This window comes from Paenibacillus sp. IHBB 10380 (assembly GCF_000949425.1).
Lineage (GTDB): Bacteria > Bacillota > Bacilli > Paenibacillales > Paenibacillaceae > Paenibacillus_AQ.
The window spans coordinates 174,719-193,651 of record NZ_CP010976.1; the positions used below are offsets into that span (position 1 = coordinate 174,719).

Sequence of the window (18,933 nt, forward strand, 5' to 3'; positions counted from 1 at the left end):
CTTATGTATGCAGTTTACTCTCTTTGTTTAGCTAATTTAAGAAAAAAGAAGATACATAATGGATTGATAGGCTTACTCATCCTCTTATCGACATTACTCCTTGCTACATCGGTTACGGTTATATTGAATACAAATAATTTATTTACGGATATGCACAATAAAACACATGGCTCTCATGAGATGTTGACGTTAGGAGATGAGCTACATGACCCGCAAAAGGTACATCAATGGTGGAATGAACAAGAAGGGGTTACATCGTCAGAATTGATCCCGTTTAGAACCTTATCCGGAATGACCAATCAGGGGAAAGAGCCTTCTACAGGACTTTCAAGCCTATATTTAGATATGTTGGATACGCCTACGCGCCCTTATGCAGTAGATGAGCTTATATTTGCACAAGGGAATGAGAGTTTAAAGCCTGAGAAAGGGACGATATGGGTCCCCACTGCCATGGCCTATTTATATGATATTTCAGTAGGAGATACACTTGGATTTACAACAGGTGAGAAGAATTTTGAATTGCAAGTATCCGCCGTCATTGTGGATATTCCCCGAGGAGGACCCTTTTCCACAGGTGCACGCATATGGATGAATCATCAGGACTATAATGAACAATTTCATGCCATGCAGGGTAAAGATCAGTATATGATGGGGCTTAGATTCGATGATTATAGTCAGAGTCCAAGCTACTGGGAACAATTTGAGCAAGACATGGGTACTCCTTATCTTGACACAAAAATGAATTTTGTAGAAATGTCTTCTTTTTATCTGATTATGAATAAAGCGATTGGATTTATTATGGTTTTTCTAGGTGTCGTGATGATGCTTGTGGCTTTATTTACGATTGGATTTACGATTTCAGATGATATCTTATCCAAATATAAAACGATTGGGGTAATCAAGGCATTAGGGTTATCCTCAAGGAGAATGATTGGGGTCTATTTAACGCAATATGCACTGATTGCTATTCTTTCAATTATTCCCGGATTAATAGCTAGTCAATGGATATCGAGCGTTATAGTAGAAAGTGCACTTTCGTCCCTAAAGACGGGGACCACGGAGGCCAGTCTGGAAGGGAATCTTATAACCTTTGCTATCGGAATCTTTGTATTTATACTCGTCATACTATCTGTGTTGGTTTATTCCAACAAAGCTCGGCTCGTACAGCCTATGCAAGCCATTCGATATGGCATGTCGGAAAGTGACAATAGCACAATGACCAAACGATTCGCTGCTAAAGAAAATCATAGAATTTCCTTTGGAAGATCGCCGATCCTTGTCGTTATTGGGCTAAGAAATTTATTGAAGAATAAGAAGGCCTCCGTACTTATGCTGTTTCTAGCCACTATGATGTCAGCTGTGCTCGTGCTGGGGTTTGTTCTATTAAACAGTTTGAGTTCAAGTTCTATGAAGCAGACATCCCCATTATGGGGGTATGATGCATCGGACATTGTACTGCTGATTAAAAACAAGTCAGCATTTTCCCGTGTGGAATTTGATAAAGCGATATTATCTGATCCGAGGATTAAAAACATCGGATGGAGGAGCGAAATCAATGGTGTTGTTTCCCCAGAAAGGAATCTGAACACTGAACATTCAACTGCCCAGTCCATGAGTTTTAATATATCTGTTATGGATGGAAGTTATGATGAGATAGGATACACCACATTAAGAGGGGAGAACCCTCAAAATAAAAATGAAATTGCGATTGGAATTAATGTAGCTAAACAACTGGATAAAGATATAGGAGATGTAATAGAGGTTTATATCGAAGGATACAAACATATGCTTACGATTACCGGTATCTACCAGTCCATCGCTTCTCAGTCAATTTCAGGAAGAATTACAGTGGATGCAGTCAAAGTGAATCATCCCGATTATAACGGTTTTGATGCAGCTTACATTACTTTGAATGATATTCGAGATGCGGATTTTATAATAAATGAAATGAATGTGAAGTATAAGGACTCCTTATTAGCAGTAACGATGCAAACGTTATTAGATAACAATTTTAAACAAGCTGTTGCATCTTTAATTCTACCCATGAGTATCATGGGATTGTTATTCACTGGAGTTACAATCATCATCGTATACAGTACTAGTCGTATTAACATCAGAAAAGAAAGTAAAACATACGGCATATATAAATCCATAGGACTGACTTCAACTAAAATTAGATGGTCTGTAACGCTAGGGATTGTAGCTCTTTCTGCTATCGGTGCGGTTATAGGCATGTTTGTGGGAGTTTATCTTCTGCCCATGCTTCTTGGAAGTATTCTCTCTGATTACGGCCTTGCTGAATTACCTTTAATAATGAATTGGGCAGGGATCATTGCTATTGCCTGTGTGACTATGATTTCAGCAGGACTTGGCTCTTGGGCTTCTTCAAGAGTGGTGGCTACAACATCTCCACAAATACTTGCGATTGAGTAATGGGATGGAGGCTACCAGGTGAGTTGGTCTGAAATGTAAATATTTACGTACAAAAGCCCCAGCCTACGGTATAGCTGGGGCTTTTTGACGATCAACTTCTTCAATCATGACATGATAAGGATAAGGGTATGGTATACTAATGAGATGAATTTACTTTTCTTAGAAGAGTATTAAGGGATATCGGTTATCTCAACATACAAAGATTATTGGAGTGATGATATGAGTAAAGCTAAGGGTAAAGGCGGAACGGGTAGAGGAACAGGGAGTAAAGGTTGGACGCGGTGGAACAAAACGGATAAAGGGAAGAAGGCTATCAAACCCTATCCTGTAAAGTATGTTAAAGGATCGGAAAAAGATAAAAGCGACGGCGATAGTAAAGATGAGACCGCATTGAAAAAAGAAATTATAATCAAGAGTACAAAAAGGCACTAATTGAAAGGTCTTTGAAGAAAGAAACTTCTTCAAGAAAGACCTGCAAAAGCTCGATAAAAAATGACTTCTGACTTTTATCAGGAGCCATTTTTCTTATATTTCTACGAGAAACGGTTACGGTCCCTTTAAGGACAGTAACCGTTTCTTCTTGTGTCTATTTTTATCAGTATTTGTGGAATTATAGAACTCTATGTAATTGTACCTATTGTATATTTCGATCCTATGTCCCATAACGTAAGTAACGTAACGTAGATTTTATTTCTTTTTCATAAAAGCATAATTTATTACATTTAAATACATTAAATAACATATTTATTGAATATTATGTGAGGTAATGTGACATTTGTAGTTAAAAATACCCAATGATTTCGCTTACATTAGAGTATTTTATCCCTATTTTAGATGAATCTCAACCTTACAATAACAAACTTGGTTTCCTATAATAGGGAGTGTAGAAGAAATTATTTATAGGGAGGGTCATAGAAAATGAAAAAAAGCTTAACCATGCTTTTGTCCCTGATGTTCGTAACATCAGCTTTACTGACTGGTTGCGGAGGTAACAATAAAGCTACTACCAAAGAAGAGGGAACCAATGCCCCAGCCAAGACGGAAACTACTGCCAATAGTGAGCCGTTCGAAATGACACTGCGCCATACTCAAGTGGGAGCAGACAAGCAGAAACGTCTTGCTATTTTGCAAGATGTTGTAGGAAAAATTGAATCAGAAATTCCTGGTTTAACGTTCGAGTTGGACGGAGTGGAATCTGATGTGAACCGTAAAGAAAAGCTACGCGGTGAAATGGCAGCAGGTCAACCACCAGATATCTTTGATCTTTTTGGTAGTCCTGACTCCAAGATATATGCAAAAGAAGGGAAATTGCTAGATTTGACACCAATCCTAGATGAGTTAGGTATTAAAGACAAGTTCTCAAGTCTTGATCCTTACACTTATGAAGGAAAAGTTTACGGCTTGCCGATCGGTGGTTCTGGTGAAGGTTTCTTCTACAATAAAGAATACTATAAGAGTAAAGGTTGGAAAGCGCCAACTACATTTGCTGAGTTGGAGCAACAACTAGCAGACATCAAGGCTGATGGTAAAGTAGCACTAGCTGGAGCTTCCAAAGCAGGTTGGGTTCCTCTAATGCTAGCTAACCACCTCTGGTCTCGCTATGCAGGTCCAGATGTTACTTCGAAGTTCGTTACTGGTGAAGCTAAATGGACAGATGCTAACGTAGTTCAGGCCTTTGCGAAGTATAAAGAATGGGTAGACAAAGGTTATTTCAAAAAAGGCGAGCTAGGCTTTGAGTATGCAGAATATACAACGCAATTCACGAGCGGTGAAGCGATCCTATTGTATGACGGTACTTGGAAGTCTTCCGTATTCAAAGCGGGTCAATCCGGTGAAGGCATGATTGGTAAGGTCGGATTCTTTAACATCCCTGCAGTTGAGGGTGGAGCTGGTGATCAAACGGCATTGATGCGCGATGTAAATAATGGTTACGGTTTCTCGGCTACTGCTGCAGATGACAAACGCCAATATGCTGCTGTTAAATCGTTCATTAAGAACCTTTTCAATGAAGAAATGCAATTGCGTGGACTTGTAGAAGATGGTGTTCTACCTGCTATCAAAATTGATGAAGCTGTTCTTAACAAAAATATTACAGATGACCTAATGAGTGAAATTGTGGCTGTTCTTAACAACTCCAAATCTTCATTCCCAGCGTTTGACTCCCTTGTTCAGGCGGATGTTACAACTGAAATTAGTAACATTCAGATTCAAAGTCTGATCGGTGGTCAGACTACTCCTGAGAAAATGGGCGAAGCCTTGCAAAAGATCCAAGAAGAAGCTAACGCAGCAGTGGAATAAGGAGCAGTAAGATGACTGTACCCTGGCGATTGACCAGGGTGCATTTTTTAAAATCTCCTCACAAACACATCCACTGATGTCCAACAATCGGAGGTAGACATGAACAAAGTAATGAGAAATCCCTTGGTTTTTATCCTTTTTGTTGTGCCGGCTCTATTTCTATTTTTAATGTTTTTTATTTATCCTATTTTCAGCTCCATTTATTATAGCTTCACTAGTTGGAATGGCGTATCAGAGACGGTTAAGTTTACAGGACTGAGTAACTTCACAAAAGCGCTAGGAGACGAGCGTTTCTGGATTTCAGCTAGAAATAACGGATTTTTTATTTTATTCTCCGTTTTTATACAAGTTCCCTTAATTGTATTATTCTCGCTATTAATTTCTAATGTGAAAAGATTGAAGGGTTTGTATAAGACAGCTGTATTTATGCCTTCAATTATGTCCACGGCAGTAATAGGTATTCTATGGGGTTTTATTTATGAGCCTAACATTGGTCTACTCAATAAAATAATCGCTCTGTTCGGTGTTGAACCAATCTACTGGTTATCCGATGAGAGATTTGCAATGTTGTCCATTCTAATGACGAATGGCTGGCAGTGGACTGGATTCTATATTGTAATGGTATTGGCAGCTATTCTGTCGATTTCCGGTGAACTGAATGAAGCAGCGATGATTGACGGCGCTAACGGATTTCAGCGGGCTATGCGTATTACGCTTCCACTCATTATGCCGATTATATCCGTGGTTATCATGCTATCTATTGCAGGAGCAATGAAAGCAGCTGATATTGTGCTTGTTATGACAAAAGGCGGACCAGCAGGTTCCACCGAAGTCATGGCTACCTACATGATTAAATATGCTATCACCAACTTTAAATATGGCTACGGCAATGCGATCGCTGTTCTGATCTTTATCTTTACGCTGGTGGTTACTGTTCTTTATCAGCAGCTAGTTGCCAAGCGCACAGAAAGGATTGAATACTGATGATTCGCAACCTGAAGAAGTGTGTCCCACATATAATACTTTTGTCGTATCTGCTCGTTATTCTATTTCCTTTTCTGTTTGTGTTATTCTCATCAGTTAAGAAAGATAATAATGAAATTGCCTTAAATCCTTTTGGTATTCCGAGTGAGTTTGTCTTCAACAATTACGTTGAGGCCTGGGTAAATGCTAAAATAAGCACGTACTTTTTCAACAGTTTGTACATATCCATCCTTGCGTCTGTTGTGACTATTCTACTCGGTTCTATGTTTGCATTTGCAATAACCCGCATGCGTCAAGGAAAATGGAACGGTATCCTCTTTTCCATGGTGCTGGTAGGGATGCTTATTCCTAATAACGCGCTTATGCTACCTATTTATACTATAGTCCGTAAGCTAGGAATATTGGATACTCACATGGCTCTAATTATTCCTTATATTGCTAATTCAATTCCGTTTACGGTTATTATTTTGGCTGCGTTTATGCGCAATCTTCCTCGAGAAATTGAAGAAGCGGCAGTTGTAGATGGCTTGAAGGCTCAGGGAATATTTGCTAGAATTATAGTACCTCTGACGGTACCCGCAATGGTAACAGTCTTCATTGTTAATTTCCTGGGTAATTGGAATGAATTTCTACTAGCCAACTACTTCCTTTCTAGCGATGCACTGCGTACACTTCCAGTGGGAATGGTCCAGTTCCGTGATCAGTATCAAATGAACTATGCGCAAATGTCTGCCGGTATCGTTTACAGTGTGGTACCTGTCGTCGTTCTTTATGCAGTTCTTCAGGAAAAAATTATCGAAGGTGTAACAGCGGGTAGCGTAAAAGGATAATGTTTTTACAGTCAGGAGCAATAGCCCATGAATTTACGTTATAAATTGTTTGCGGCATTTTGGGGCCTGATTATCATCCCGTTGTTTACTCTTGGAATGATTATGTTTTTTGTTACTTATAATTCTATTGAGAAGAAATACAGCCAACAGTCGGAGTATTCGCTCAAAGCAATCAGCTACAGCATTGCGAGTGTGTTTGAAGATATGAACAATGTGACAGACAACGGGATTGCGACCTCTGTATTTCATATGGCACTTAATGCAGAGGATCCTTCAAAGCAGGATCTCACCGATGCTGAGCAACTGAATTTGAATGCCAGTCAACGCAATTTCCGCAGTCTGCTCTACAATCATCCTTCGATCAGTTACGCCTTTCTGTACAACTTTAATGGAAAAGGAAACTCGGAAATTGTATCCCTTTTCAATAAGGAGAATTTCCAACCTCTCACCTATGATAAGTTTAAAGAAAGCAGTCTGTATCATGAAGTCATGGCTCTTAACGGTTTGCCAAAGTGGGTGGCTCCTCATGAATATCCAGGGCTGACAGGTAGTGACCCTGTTTTCACACAAATCCGGCTCGTAAAGGAGTTAAGCTTCTTTCAGAATATTGGTATTCTCGTTGTGCAAATCAAGAATTGGGAGTTCGAATCGATATTTCGCAACTTGAAAATTGGTGATGATAGCCAAAAGATTTCATTTATGCTCGTGAATGATCAGGGAATGATTTTGTTCGATTCAGACAAAAAGCTAGATGGTAAAGTCTTCCAGACATTAACAACAAATGAAATATCCTTCAAAAAAGGCTTTCAGAGTTTCAAAACAGAGTTTGAAGGAGAAAAAAGCATTGTCTCTATGTACCATCTAAAGGACTATCCATGGAGTCTTGTATCTGTAACGTCGTGGGAATCATTGTCCCGGGAAGTTGCGATTTTTGCCAGATGGTTCGTTATTGTTATTTTAATCTGTTTTTTGGCAGCACTGATTTTTAATATCTTCTTTATGAACCGGATTACAGGCGGGATAGCCGTTATTGTTCGTTTTATGCGCCGCGTGGAGGATGGGGATTTAAGTAGCCGAATGGAAGAGAAGGGTAACGATGAACTCACATTGTTGGCCAAGGGTTTCAATGATCTTATGGATAAAATCAATACTCTGTTTAATCGGATTCAATTGGAACAGCGGCATAAAAATCAGGCGGAAATGCGTGTTCTACAGGCCCAGATTAAGCCACACTTTTTATTCAATACTTTGGAATCAATCAACGTATTGGCTGTGCAGAACGAGGGACGTAAGGTGAGCCAAATGGTATATAGACTCGCCAGTATTTTACGGATTAGCATTCAAGATAGAGATGAAATCACGCTGGAGGAAGAAATTAAACACCTTCACGATTATCTCGACATTCAGAAGTTTCGTTTTGAGGATTTGTTCGACTACACAATTGATATTCCAGAGGAACTTAATGGCTGCGGAATTCTGAAGCTTACACTTCAGCCGCTTGTGGAGAACAGTATTCAGCATGGCTTTGAGGGCATTGATTACAAAGGTCAGTTGACTATTAGTGGCTGGGAGGAGCAGGGAAACCTAATCCTGAGGATTGAAGATAACGGCATTGGAATGAGCTCGTCTCAGCTGTCCATGTTTCAATATATGATTAGTGATAATACAGAACAGTATCACGTAGATGAAGGTCAAAGCGAAAGCTCGGTTCATCTGGAGCGCAGAGGCCTTGGAGTCCGAAGTGTAGCTGATCGTATTCGTATTGAGTATGGCTTCAGATATGGAATATTTATTTGCTCCAGCCAGGATAACGGAACAATTATTCAATGCGTCATACCTAAATACGTGCAGGGGGAAGATCATAATGCTAAAAGTATTATTGGTTGACGATGAGGCACCTATTCTTAACAATTTGAAGAAAGTACTTCCGTGGAAAGAAATGGGAATGAGTGTTACCGGTATGGCACGAAGCGGTATGGAGGCTCTTCGTATTGCAGAAGAAGAACGTCCTGATCTCGTGCTCTGTGATATTCGTATGCCTGTGATGAACGGATTAACTTTCGTTAAGAAACTACGTGAGATGGGCCTTAATAGCGAGGTATTACTTATTACCGGTTATCAGGATTTTGATTACGCACGAGAGGCTATACGTCTTGGTGTTAAGGATTACATATGTAAGCCGATTCATTACGAGGAACTGGGAAACAAGATTCGTGATATTGGCGTCCAGATTCGAAGTAAGCAATTTAAAGATAAATTGTATACCAGTATTCCATTATTTCAAGAAGTACCTACCTTAGAGAGTGACAATATCAAGAAAACAACTGAACAGCTGATGAACACAGCTGTTCAGTATATAACAGAACGTCTAAATTTGGATATTGGTATTGAAGAGGTAGCCCATATGCTGGGTATCAGTTGTAGCTACTTCTGTCTCCTGTTCAAGAATCGTTTTAACATGACATTTGTTGAATATGTAACACTTCAACGGATGGAAATAGCTAGATTCATGCTGGCCAACAGCGATAAGAGCATTACGACAATCGGCTTCGGTGTAGGTTATCAGGAACGGCGTTATTTTACAAAGGTGTTCCAAAAGCAGAACGGCATGTCGCCAAAAGAATATAGAGAAAAATGTGGAAGAATTGTTACAAATGAAGATGCAAACGCTATCAATGTATTAGGATTGACAGAATCAAATGAAGAGGATAAACAAGTAGTAGAGTAAGCCTTAAAGTAGAGTATTGGATGCAATAAAATAGAAGGTTATGTCCAATAAAATAGAAGGTTATGTCCAATAAAATAGGCAAATTAAGACTGGCTCCTCAAAGAGCTAGTTTTTTGTTGTCTTCGTTCGTTTCCTTATATTTGTGTAGTATGAAAATAGAAAGCGTGGCCAATCATTTTAATATATGACGTTTGTCATACTCTGGACTAGACGTTTATGACTACAACAATTGGTCTGTAGCTAATATAATGGAATAAAAAGTACGAGTGACAAACAGAAGAAGTTTCTGGTGCGTCATATCGAGGAGGAAAACATACTTATGGCTCAGCCCACCGTATCCAATATGAAAAAAAATATTGCCCCTTTTGAACAAATCGATACAAAGGCAAGTATCAGACAGCTTATAAACACTGTGGTGCCTTTAGTGGTGCTATGGTATCTTGCGTATTTGAGTCTATCTGTATCGTATTGGCTTACACTTCCTATTACTATTATCGCTTCCGGGTTTGTGATCCGGACATTTATTATATTTCATGATTGTTGTCACCAGGCTTTCTTCAAGAGCCGTCTCGCGAATGAAATTATAGGCACGATTACTGGTGTCGTTGCCCTTGTTCCGTATCAGCAGTGGAAGAATACTCATTCCATTCATCATGCAACGAGCAGTAACCTTGATAAAAGAGGAACAGGAGATATGTGGGTTCTAACCGTAGATGAATATGCAGAGTCTTCCAAATGGCGTCGACTTGCTTATCGGATATATCGGAATCCATTGGTATTGTTCGGTGCGGGACCGATCTTCATTTTCTTATTTTCTTATCGTTTTAATCGTAAGGCTGCAAAACGCAAGGAGAGAATGGGTACATACATTACGAATGTATCTCTTGTGACTCTCTATGCGGTATTATGCTGGGCCATCGGATGGCAGGCATTTGTGATGATCCAAATACCCATCTTTTTCGTTTCGGCGATGCTAGGAATTTGGTTGTTCTATGTACAACATCAGTTTGAGCACTCTTACTTTGAACACGATGAAGAGTGGAGTTACGTCAATGCTGCGGTTGAGGGAAGCTCTTATTATAAGTTACCTAAGCTATTACAATGGATAACTGGAAATATCGGTTTCCATCATGTTCATCACTTAAGCCCGAAAGTGCCTAACTATAACTTGGAGAAAGCACATAATGCCTCACCTCCTCTACAGAAAGCGACGACGATTACCCTCAGCTCTAGTCTGAAGTCATTGAACTTCCGTCTATGGGATGAGAATAGCAAGACATTTGTTTCTTTTAAAAGTATTAAGCACCTACTCAAAAAGCGTGATTCAGTTGCAGAAACGATCAAAGTTCCTCGGCCAACCGTTGAAGGTGAATAAAGAATGTGTGTTAAGGATGATATGAATATATAATGAATAGTAATACGAGTGGGAAAAGGGGAGACAAGACCATGCAGAAGTGGTATCAGATTTTGCATAAGAATACGGGGCTTAGCCCGTATATATGGGTCGTATTTTATATCCTCCCTTTTTACTTCATATTTCATTCTTCTGCTACGTACCAAGTGGTTCTAGGTAGCGTTATGATCATTGTATTCTTTATTTGCTACGTACTTTCCTTTGTATCTAAGGGGTGGCCAGTATACTTTTGGACGAGTATACAGATGTTGATATCAATTACAATGAGCTTACTGTTCGGTTATGTATACTTCTCACTCTTTTTAGCGTTTTTTATTGGTAACATTAAGAATCGGGCAGGATTTCTTACATTGTATATCGTTCATCTTGTAACTACGATTGTGACGATTAATTTTGGTTTTGTAACTCGAAATACGGTAGTGATTACACAGCTTCCATTTGTTCTTGTAAGTTTGTTTGGTGTTATTCTTCTTCCAGTCACTAATTATAATCGGAACAAGAGCGATAAACTACAGGAACAGCTAGAGGATGCTAATAAGAGAATTTCTGAACTAGTGAAGCTAGAGGAGCGACAAAGAATTGCCCGTGATCTGCACGATACTCTGGGACAGAAGCTTTCACTCATTGGTTTGAAGAGCGACTTGGCCGGCAAACTAATAACGAAGAATCCAGGCCAAGCTCAGATTGAGATCAATGATGTTCGTCAGACTGCGAGGACGGCGCTCAAGGAAGTCCGGGAAATGGTTACTCAGATGCGTGGGACAAGACTCCCAGACGAGTTGTTTCGAATTAGACAGATACTAAAGGCTGCAGAAATCGACTTCACTTTCGAGGGAGACACGAATTTGACCAATACCTCCTTGATGAATGAGAACGTGATTAGCATGTGCCTAAAGGAAGCTGTAACCAATATAGTGAAACATAGCAGTGCATCGACTTGTTCGATCGTCATTGAGCCCACACGAAGTGAGCTAGTTGTGAAATTGAAAGATGATGGTGTCGGTTTAGCCGATGAATCCATATATTCTAGAGGAAATGGATTACGTGGAATGAGAGAGCGGCTTGAGTTCGTGAATGGAAGTATGGAAATCACTTCAGATATGGGAACAATGATTATAATTAGAGTGCCGAATGTTCTCAAACCAGTGGAAATGGAGGCGGGGATATGATTCGTATTGTGATTGCAGAGGACCAACGGATGCTCCTTGGCGCTCTTGCTTCCCTGCTTGATTTGGAAGAGGATATGATGGTTGTGGGAAGAGCAAGCAACGGCGAGGAAGCAGTGAAGCTGGTTCATTTGCATAAACCAGATATTTGTATTATGGACATTGAGATGCCGATCAAGAGTGGGTTGGATGTAGCTGAGGAATTAAAGGGATTTGGCTGTAGAGTGATGATACTTACTACTTTTGCTAGAACGGGATATTTTGAGCGAGCGCTTAAGGCTGGAGCTAACGGTTATTTATTAAAAGATAGCCCTAGTGAAGAGCTGGCTACCTCGATTCGTAGTATTATGGCGGGGAGAAGAATCTTCGCATCGGAACTGGTGGATGAGGCATATGGTGAAGAGAATCCTCTGACAGTGCGGGAGAAGGAAGTACTTGCACTGATTGCCGATGGTATGAATACGAAGGAAATTGCTAGTAAGTTATTTATAACAACAGGTACCGTCCGCAATTATATTTCCGTCATTCTTGATAAACTGGGCGTCAGTAACCGAATTGAAGCCATTACTCGTTTCAAGGAGAAGGGCTGGTTCAGGTAAATAAGATATGTATCAAGATAATAAAATAATACCGATGAGTAGAATAGGGCAACACGGCTCTTATTCTATTTATCGGTATTTCATGTTTCTAGGAGTGGATTGTCAACACAAAAATAGAATAATACGGGGGAACATATGAATAATGAGTCATTAACAGTGAATCGACTGCTACAGATGCCGTTATTTCAGGGCGCGAAGGTGATTGGCGGAGCGGCAGGCTTGTCTAGAGTCTAGGTAAAGCTTTAGCTGTGGAATTGGCACCTATTCGCGTAAATGTGGTCTCCCCAGGTACAATAAAGACTTCATCTCAATGGGAAGGTGTACCACAGGAAAAACGTGAATTAGCCTATGATGCGTATAAGAAATGTTTATTAGAACGAGTGGGAGAAGCTGAGGAAGTTGCAGGATCGGTCATTTATTTGATGAATAATCGATATACAACAGGAAGTACCTTATTCCCTGATGGGGGTTATATTCTAAGATAAATGAATGGACGTGTTTCATTAGTTGCTCATGAATGAGCAGTGCGGCCACCTTCCTAGACAATAGTTGGGAAGCGGCCGTTTATTGTTATCTCGGAATTTTGCACACTATTTTTTATATCCCCGTATATGAAAATAATTTTTCGAATTAACAATCAATAGTGTTGTACATAACTCTGGGTAAGCTTCAGATATAAAGCAATTTTGTCATCGAAAAGACTTTCGGTTATCCAAAATTTAATTTGTGTGAAGTGTTCGGAAGATTCTAGGAGGGTGACTGAATTAGCGATCTTAAGCTTATTTATTTCACTATGAATTTCAAATTGAAGAGCTGATAACCCATTGATTTCAACTTGTCTAGGCTTGGTGATCGTTATGTTCTTGACTTCTTTTTTATTATAATATTGATCAATTATGAGATCGTAGTAATCATAGATGCTAGTATCGGTATCAAAATTGCCCTTAGGCTCATGAAATATTGAAAGGGTCTCGTCACCATCGGCGTGAACAGCTTGGATGTCTGCTCCTGGAATAGATACGTTCTTGGTCCTCCAATCGCGTGGTAAGTTGATTTGTATTCGACCATCTTCACTTTTCACTGTTTTCACAAAGTTAGAGGAGTCGCCATTAGATAAACTTATTTTAGAATCATCTAATATCTTCAGAGATTGGGCAATTTCTCTGAAAGTTTCACCAGTGGAGAGGTCTAAGTCATTTGTAGCATTAAGGACAACTTGATAGAATGAGTTCTCTGTTTCGAATACAGCGATCCAATAAATAATTTCATATTGATCAACCATTCCGGAGTAGAACATTAGTCTGGTCTCTCTGGAATCGATCTGAAAAGGTTTGGACCGAACGGATTTAAACTGTTCGAGCTGCTTTTCCATCTGTTGATCATTAGCTTGTTCGAAATCGACTAGTGTCGCATTGCTCGCTAAGTCAGTCTTAGGTACAGCCACAATTGTTAAATATTTAGTTCTTGTTTGGTCAGTAGCCGTGAGGAGGGATGTTCCTAGCTCTGATTTTTTGAGCCAACCTGTGGGAATCGTTACTTCGACACGCTTATCATCAGAAGTAATAACTTTACCCTCTGTTGTGTCAGCTGTAGTAATCACAGGATCGAGTATACTTTCTGTAGGTAGTTTTTGTGTGGTCTTCTCCATTTCAGGATCTGTATTCAGGGATTTATTCTGACCACAGCCTGTAATAACGAGTATAAAGATTAAAATAAAAAGTAATAGATAGTTGGCAGTAGTTGCTATTTTCAAAATGCTTCACTCCATATCTAAGTGTCATTAACTGGGTTAATTTTACAAGATGGTTTATGAACAAGGGGAGGGCATAATTTCGCTGGATACATGAATTAAAAAATCACAAGATGCATCTGCACCTCGTGACAGCATGTAATAATATAGGGAAGCCGTTGCTATGAACGGCTTCTTAGGTGTGATCAAGTAACACTTACAACAATTTCAGAATCAAGCTTGACCTTGTTGTTGTTTAAGCAAGTCTCGTATTTCGGTAAGCAACTGCTCTTCTTTAGAAGGTGCAGGAGGCTCAGTCGGTTTAACTTCTTCTTTGCGCTTGAATCTGCTCAGTACTTTAATAAACAGGAAGATGGAGAAAGCAACAATGAAGAAATCAAGAACCGTTTGTAGGAACGCACCGTATTTGAACACGGCACTGCCGAATGGTTGTTCTAATCCAGACAAATCCGTATCATTTAGAAGCAAGCCAATTAGCGGCATCAGAAGGTCATTAACCAGAGAGGTTACAATTTTGCCGAAGGCTGCTCCGATGATGACTGCAATCGCAAGATCCATCACATTTCCTTTTAGCGCGAATGCTTTAAATTCTTTCCACATATTAGGGCCAACTCCTATTAGCTATTAATTATACTCCATGCATTATATCTAAATTAAGCTAGGTGGACAAGAAAAGATTATCAGCAATGAAACATTAGATACTGAAGCTCTCAATAAATTTGGTTGCCAAAGAGGACATACATTTATCCTTAATCCAGATGGCAGCGACTCTGGTTCGCAGTGCCTCGTTATGAATCTCTTTGTAGATTAGATTCTCGTTGTTGCTGAGATTAAATGCAGATTTAGAAACAATATCGATGCCGAGTCCTTCGTTAGCCCATAGTATCGTTGTACACCCTAGAATAAATTCTATGAAATTCGGAAAGCCTTTCTTTCATAAGCGTTGCACCGGAAGAAGAAACAGTACCGATGGACAACGTCCCCTTTAAACCTTTTATGAAATCACTAAGCTCTCTTTACCGTTGAATTCGTTAGTTCTATAATTTGTTGTGCTCGGTTTCTTAATATGATTCCGGCATCCATAGAAACACTCCCAAACTGAGATATAATTAAACATATGACAATGATACGAAACGAATATTTTTAATATGGAATAGGGTATGCCATAATCATAACCGGAACTAATACATAGTCAATCGATTGACATAGTATTTAAATATTATTTATGTTGGGTGCTGATGCGTGTGTTCAAGATGGCTGTATTTCTCAAGCCGTATAAAAAAGAAGTCATTATCGGTCCTTTCTTTAAGCTACTTGAGGCGATATTTGAGTTACTATTACCAACCATAGTTGCTCTGATCATCAATAATGGGATAGGGATGCGGGACACTTCGTATGTATTCAAGATGGGTGGGTTGATGCTGTTCTTATCCATTCTAGGATTCGGTTGTTCTATGATCTGTCAATATTATGCAGCACGTGCCTCACAAGGCTTCGGGACTACGCTAAGAAATAAGATATTCAGCCATGTCTCCTCACTGTCGTATGCAGAGATGGATAAGTATGGTACACCTTCGCTTATTAATCGAATTACGAATGACGTTAATCACCTTCAAGTGGCTGTTGCGATGTTAATTCGTCTTGTGATTCGTGCACCGTTCATCTGTATTGGTGCAATTATTATGTCTATGATATTGGATTTTCAGTTGTCGCTGATTTTATTGGCAGCTACACCGATCTTTGGAATCATTCTATATTTTATTATTACACGGACATCGCCACTATATCGAAGCTATCAGAAGAAACTCGATAAAATGGCACTGCTCTTGAGTGAGAATTTCTCAGGTGTACGGGTTATTCGTGCCTTTGCAAAGCGTAGACAGGAGAAGCAACGTTTCAATGAATCCTCTGAGGATTTAACGGGGATGGCGATTCATGTAGGTCGGATCTCGGCACTATTGAACCCAATGACCACGCTGGTAGTGAATGCTGCGATTATTGCAATTCTATGGGTTGGTGGTATTCATATTAATGACGGTAGGCTCTCACAGGGTGAGATCATCGCTTTTATTAACTATATTACTCAAATTTTACTAGCACTGATTGTCGTTTCCAATCTAGTCATTGTTTTTACTAAAGCCTCGTCCTCGGCCGCTCGGATTAACGAAGTACTAGCGACGACAACGTCTATTTCCGATACTGGGAATGCTGTAATTCCAATGATAGAAACACTGGGCTCGGTTCCTGCCATTCAATTTAATAACGTTTCCTTTGGGTATAACGTGACGGGGGAGGTAGCACTTGCTGATATTTCCGTTGAGATTTATCGTGGCGAGACGGTTGGGGTTATCGGCAGCACAGGGTCGGGGAAATCAACGTTTGTGAATCTGATTCCTAGATTCTATGACGCCACGGAAGGTCACATATTAATCGCTGGAGTGAATGTTAGAGATTACTCGTTGAGCCAGTTACGCAAGAAGATTGGGATCGTTCCGCAGAGAGCTTTGTTGTTTACCGGTACGATTGCGGATAATATCCGCTGGGGTAATGAATATGCAACGGATGAAGATATTCTACAGGCGGCTACAATTGCGCAAGCAGATGAATTTATTACAAAACTTCCAGAAGGTATTCATACATTAGTGTCCAGAGGTGGTCGTAATTTATCAGGTGGGCAGAAGCAACGATTGACGATTGCTCGTGCCGTCGCAGCGAAGTCAGAAATTCTTATTCTAGATGATTCTTCTAGCGCTTTGGACTTCGCGACGGACGCCGCTTTAAGACGTGCTCTGAAGGAGAACCGTGGTGAGATGACTGTGATCATGGTATCTCAGCGGGTCAGTACAGTTCAACAAGCAGATAAAATTATTGTATTTGAAGAAGGTCGGATAGCGGGTATTGGTACGCATGATGAGTTGATGGAGAGCTCAGAGGTATATAAGGAAGTCTACCTATCCCAGCTTTCAAGTGAGGAGTCGGGCAAATGAACAACAAGGACACATGGAAGAGACTCTTGCGGTATGCTAGTCGATATCACAGCACAACCCTTTGGGCAGTGCTGTCTGCGATTCTTAGTGTGATCGCAAGCTTAATCGGGCCACTTCTTATTGGTAGGGCAGTCGATCATATGGTGGGAGCAGGCGCTGTGAATTTCAGCGCGTTAGGGTTGCTTTTGATTGGGCTTGCGATTGTATACGCGCTGGGTAGCCTTTTTGGTTGGTTACTGATCTATTTAACGAATCGTATCGCCTATCAGACAGTGTATGAGATGCGCCGTCAGCTGTTCGATCAAATGAACATTTTACCACTGCAATATCACGATTCTCATCCCCAGGGCGATAGCATCAGCCGATTCGTTAATGATATGGATGCTGTCTCTGATGGGATGATTCAAGGATTTTCTACGCTAATTACGGGTATAGTCACGATTGTTGGAGCTATCGTATTTATGTTATACATCAGTCCGATGATGACATTGGTTACGCTCATTTCAGCCCCAATTTCGTTCTATGTGGCACGGTTTATTACTACACGGTCACAGTCATTGTTTCGTGAGCAGGCTGAAATTGTTGGCGGATTGAATGGTTATGTGGAAGAAATGATTGGTGGGCAGAAGGTCGTGCAAGCTTTTCAATATGAAGAGCGTTCGTTCACACACTTTGCTGAACGTAATGAGGCACTGTATCATGCGGGTGTGAAGTCTCAGTTCTTAGGTTCATTATCCAATCCAGCAACACGTCTAGTTAATAATATGACATTCTCTGTTATCGCTATGATTGGTAGTGTAGCTGTTATTCTTGGTACCATAACGGTGGGTGAACTTTCGAGCTTTCTGATATTCTCTAACTTATTCGCTAAGCCATTTACTGAAATTACAGGTGTATTAACGCAGCTTCAAGCAGCAACAGCATCTGCACAACGTATTTTCTCTGTTCTAGACTTGACGCCTGAACAACCGGACACTGAGCAAGCGTTACAGTTGAAGCAAAGTAAAGGAACTATTACCTTTGATAAGGTGAGGTTCGCATACGATCCTGAGCGTCCACTAATCACTAATTTCAGCTTAGAAGTGAAGCCTGGAACACGGATTGCTATCGTAGGTCAGACGGGGGCAGGTAAAACAACATTGGTTAATCTACTTATGCGATTCTATGATGTTGATGGAGGTAGCATTTCCATTGATGGAGTCAATATCAACGATATGACACGTGATAGCTTAAGACAGAATTTCGGTATGGTATTACAGGAAACTTGGTTATATGGGGCTAGTATCCGGGATAATATTGCATACGGTAAATCGGGTGCTACCGATGAAGAGGTGATTGCAGCAGCCAAAGCAGCTAATGCACATAGTTTCATTAAACGATTGCCTGAAGGTTATGATACGCTTATTACTGGCGCTGGAGGCGGAGGAAACTTATCGCAGGGACAGGAGCAGCTTCTTACGATTGCACGTGTCATGCTAGTGGATCCACCTATGCTAATTCTTGATGAGGCAACGAGCAGCATTGACACTCGGACAGAAATTCGGATTCAGAAAGCTTTCCAGAAAATGATTGTGGGTAGAACGAGTTTTGTTATTGCCCATAGGTTATCTACGATCCGGGAAGCTGATTTAATTCTATATATGAAGAATGGTGACATCGTCGAGAGTGGTAGTCATGAACAGCTGTTAGAGAGCGGCGGGCATTATGCAGGACTTTATAATAGCCAGTTCACTACGGCGTAGTA

The 18,933-nt window shown here is 40.3% G+C and carries 14 protein-coding genes and 1 pseudogene; 13 read left to right on the top strand and 2 right to left on the bottom strand.

The features are described 5' to 3' along the window. Nucleotides 1-3 precede the first annotated feature (3 nt). The 11 genes and pseudogenes from UB51_RS00705 to UB51_RS00755 all read left to right on the top strand — a co-directional run. A complete protein-coding gene (locus UB51_RS00705) occupies nt 4-2,433 on the top strand; it encodes an ABC transporter permease (RefSeq protein WP_044875632.1) in 2,430 nt (809 codons plus the stop codon). A 219-nt stretch (nt 2,434-2,652) separates the two neighbouring features. Beyond that, nucleotides 2,653-2,865: a DUF3934 family protein gene (locus UB51_RS00710; RefSeq protein ID WP_044875633.1), complete on the top strand. Its 213-nt coding sequence runs from the start codon at nt 2,653-2,655 to the stop codon at nt 2,863-2,865. A 486-nt stretch (nt 2,866-3,351) separates the two neighbouring features. Further along, complete coding sequence (locus UB51_RS00715) at nt 3,352-4,731, top strand: extracellular solute-binding protein (protein ID WP_044875634.1); 1,380 nt, start codon at nt 3,352-3,354, stop codon at nt 4,729-4,731. 99 nt (nt 4,732-4,830) lie between these two features. Continuing rightward, nucleotides 4,831-5,715, top strand: a complete 885-nt coding sequence (locus UB51_RS00720) for a carbohydrate ABC transporter permease (RefSeq protein WP_044875635.1) — start codon at nt 4,831-4,833, stop codon at nt 5,713-5,715. Further along, a complete protein-coding gene (locus tag UB51_RS00725; RefSeq protein WP_199924976.1) occupies nt 5,715-6,545 on the top strand; it encodes a carbohydrate ABC transporter permease in 831 nt (276 codons plus the stop codon). The genes UB51_RS00720 and UB51_RS00725 overlap by 1 nt, the downstream gene beginning before the upstream one ends. Before the next feature lie 27 nt (nt 6,546-6,572). Continuing rightward, complete coding sequence (locus tag UB51_RS00730; RefSeq protein WP_044875636.1) at nt 6,573-8,432, top strand: cache domain-containing sensor histidine kinase; 1,860 nt, start codon at nt 6,573-6,575, stop codon at nt 8,430-8,432. After that, entirely contained in the window at nt 8,410-9,273 is an 864-nt protein-coding gene (locus tag UB51_RS00735) for a response regulator transcription factor (protein WP_082062959.1), read from the top strand. Before UB51_RS00730 ends, UB51_RS00735 begins: the two co-directional genes overlap by 23 nt. Nucleotides 9,274-9,592: 319 nt before the next feature. After that, the gene (locus tag UB51_RS00740) at nt 9,593-10,648 is read left to right on the top strand and encodes a Delta(5) desaturase DesA (protein WP_044875637.1); all 1,056 of its coding nucleotides are present in this window, start codon (nt 9,593-9,595) and stop codon (nt 10,646-10,648) included. 71 nt (nt 10,649-10,719) lie between these two features. Further along, complete coding sequence (locus tag UB51_RS00745; RefSeq protein ID WP_044875638.1) at nt 10,720-11,856, top strand: sensor histidine kinase; 1,137 nt, start codon at nt 10,720-10,722, stop codon at nt 11,854-11,856. Beyond that, nucleotides 11,853-12,452 carry a response regulator transcription factor gene (locus tag UB51_RS00750; RefSeq protein ID WP_044875639.1) on the top strand — a complete coding sequence of 200 codons (600 nt, stop codon included), beginning with the start codon at nt 11,853-11,855 and terminating at the stop codon, nt 12,450-12,452. The genes UB51_RS00745 and UB51_RS00750 overlap by 4 nt, the downstream gene beginning before the upstream one ends. Nucleotides 12,453-12,679: 227 nt before the next feature. Beyond that, nucleotides 12,680-12,937: pseudogene (locus UB51_RS00755) on the top strand (SDR family oxidoreductase); the annotation flags it as partial. Between the two features lie 152 nt (nt 12,938-13,089). Here the strand turns inward: UB51_RS00755 and UB51_RS00760 are convergent. Together UB51_RS00760 and mscL are read right to left on the bottom strand one after the other, a co-directional pair. Next, complete coding sequence (locus UB51_RS00760) at nt 13,090-14,205, bottom strand: hypothetical protein (RefSeq protein WP_044875641.1); 1,116 nt, start codon at nt 14,203-14,205, stop codon at nt 13,090-13,092. Nucleotides 14,206-14,415: 210 nt separating this feature from the next. Next, entirely contained in the window at nt 14,416-14,802 is a 387-nt protein-coding gene (gene mscL / locus UB51_RS00765; RefSeq protein WP_044875642.1) for a large conductance mechanosensitive channel protein MscL, read from the bottom strand. A gap of 644 nt (nt 14,803-15,446) precedes the next feature. Between mscL and UB51_RS00770 the strand changes: the two genes are divergently transcribed. Then, nucleotides 15,447-17,189, top strand: a complete 1,743-nt coding sequence (locus UB51_RS00770; RefSeq protein WP_044875643.1) for an ABC transporter ATP-binding protein — start codon at nt 15,447-15,449, stop codon at nt 17,187-17,189. Further along, nucleotides 17,186-18,931, top strand: coding sequence for an ABC transporter ATP-binding protein (locus UB51_RS00775; RefSeq protein WP_044875644.1), 1,746 nt, complete (start codon nt 17,186-17,188; stop codon nt 18,929-18,931). The genes UB51_RS00770 and UB51_RS00775 overlap by 4 nt, the downstream gene beginning before the upstream one ends. Nucleotides 18,932-18,933 lie beyond the last annotated feature (2 nt).

Excerpts from the sequence above, each read along its gene's own strand:
- UB51_RS00745 (WP_044875638.1), top strand. The coding sequence starts at position 10,720 with ATGCAGAAGTGGTATCAGATTTTGCATAAGAATACGGGGCTTAGCCCG.
- UB51_RS00710 (WP_044875633.1), top strand. The coding sequence starts at position 2,653 with ATGAGTAAAGCTAAGGGTAAAGGCGGAACGGGTAGAGGAACAGGGAGT.
- UB51_RS00725 (WP_199924976.1), top strand. The coding sequence starts at position 5,715 with ATGATTCGCAACCTGAAGAAGTGTGTCCCACATATAATACTTTTGTCG.
- UB51_RS00750 (WP_044875639.1), top strand. The coding sequence starts at position 11,853 with ATGATTCGTATTGTGATTGCAGAGGACCAACGGATGCTCCTTGGCGCT.
- mscL (WP_044875642.1), bottom strand. The coding sequence starts at position 14,802 with ATGTGGAAAGAATTTAAAGCATTCGCGCTAAAAGGAAATGTGATGGAT.
- UB51_RS00775 (WP_044875644.1), top strand. The coding sequence starts at position 17,186 with ATGAACAACAAGGACACATGGAAGAGACTCTTGCGGTATGCTAGTCGA.
- UB51_RS00705 (WP_044875632.1), top strand. The coding sequence starts at position 4 with ATGTATGCAGTTTACTCTCTTTGTTTAGCTAATTTAAGAAAAAAGAAG.
- UB51_RS00715 (WP_044875634.1), top strand. The coding sequence starts at position 3,352 with ATGAAAAAAAGCTTAACCATGCTTTTGTCCCTGATGTTCGTAACATCA.
- UB51_RS00720 (WP_044875635.1), top strand. The coding sequence starts at position 4,831 with ATGAACAAAGTAATGAGAAATCCCTTGGTTTTTATCCTTTTTGTTGTG.
- UB51_RS00735 (WP_082062959.1), top strand. The coding sequence starts at position 8,410 with ATGCTAAAAGTATTATTGGTTGACGATGAGGCACCTATTCTTAACAAT.
- UB51_RS00740 (WP_044875637.1), top strand. The coding sequence starts at position 9,593 with ATGGCTCAGCCCACCGTATCCAATATGAAAAAAAATATTGCCCCTTTT.
- UB51_RS00730 (WP_044875636.1), top strand. The coding sequence starts at position 6,573 with ATGAATTTACGTTATAAATTGTTTGCGGCATTTTGGGGCCTGATTATC.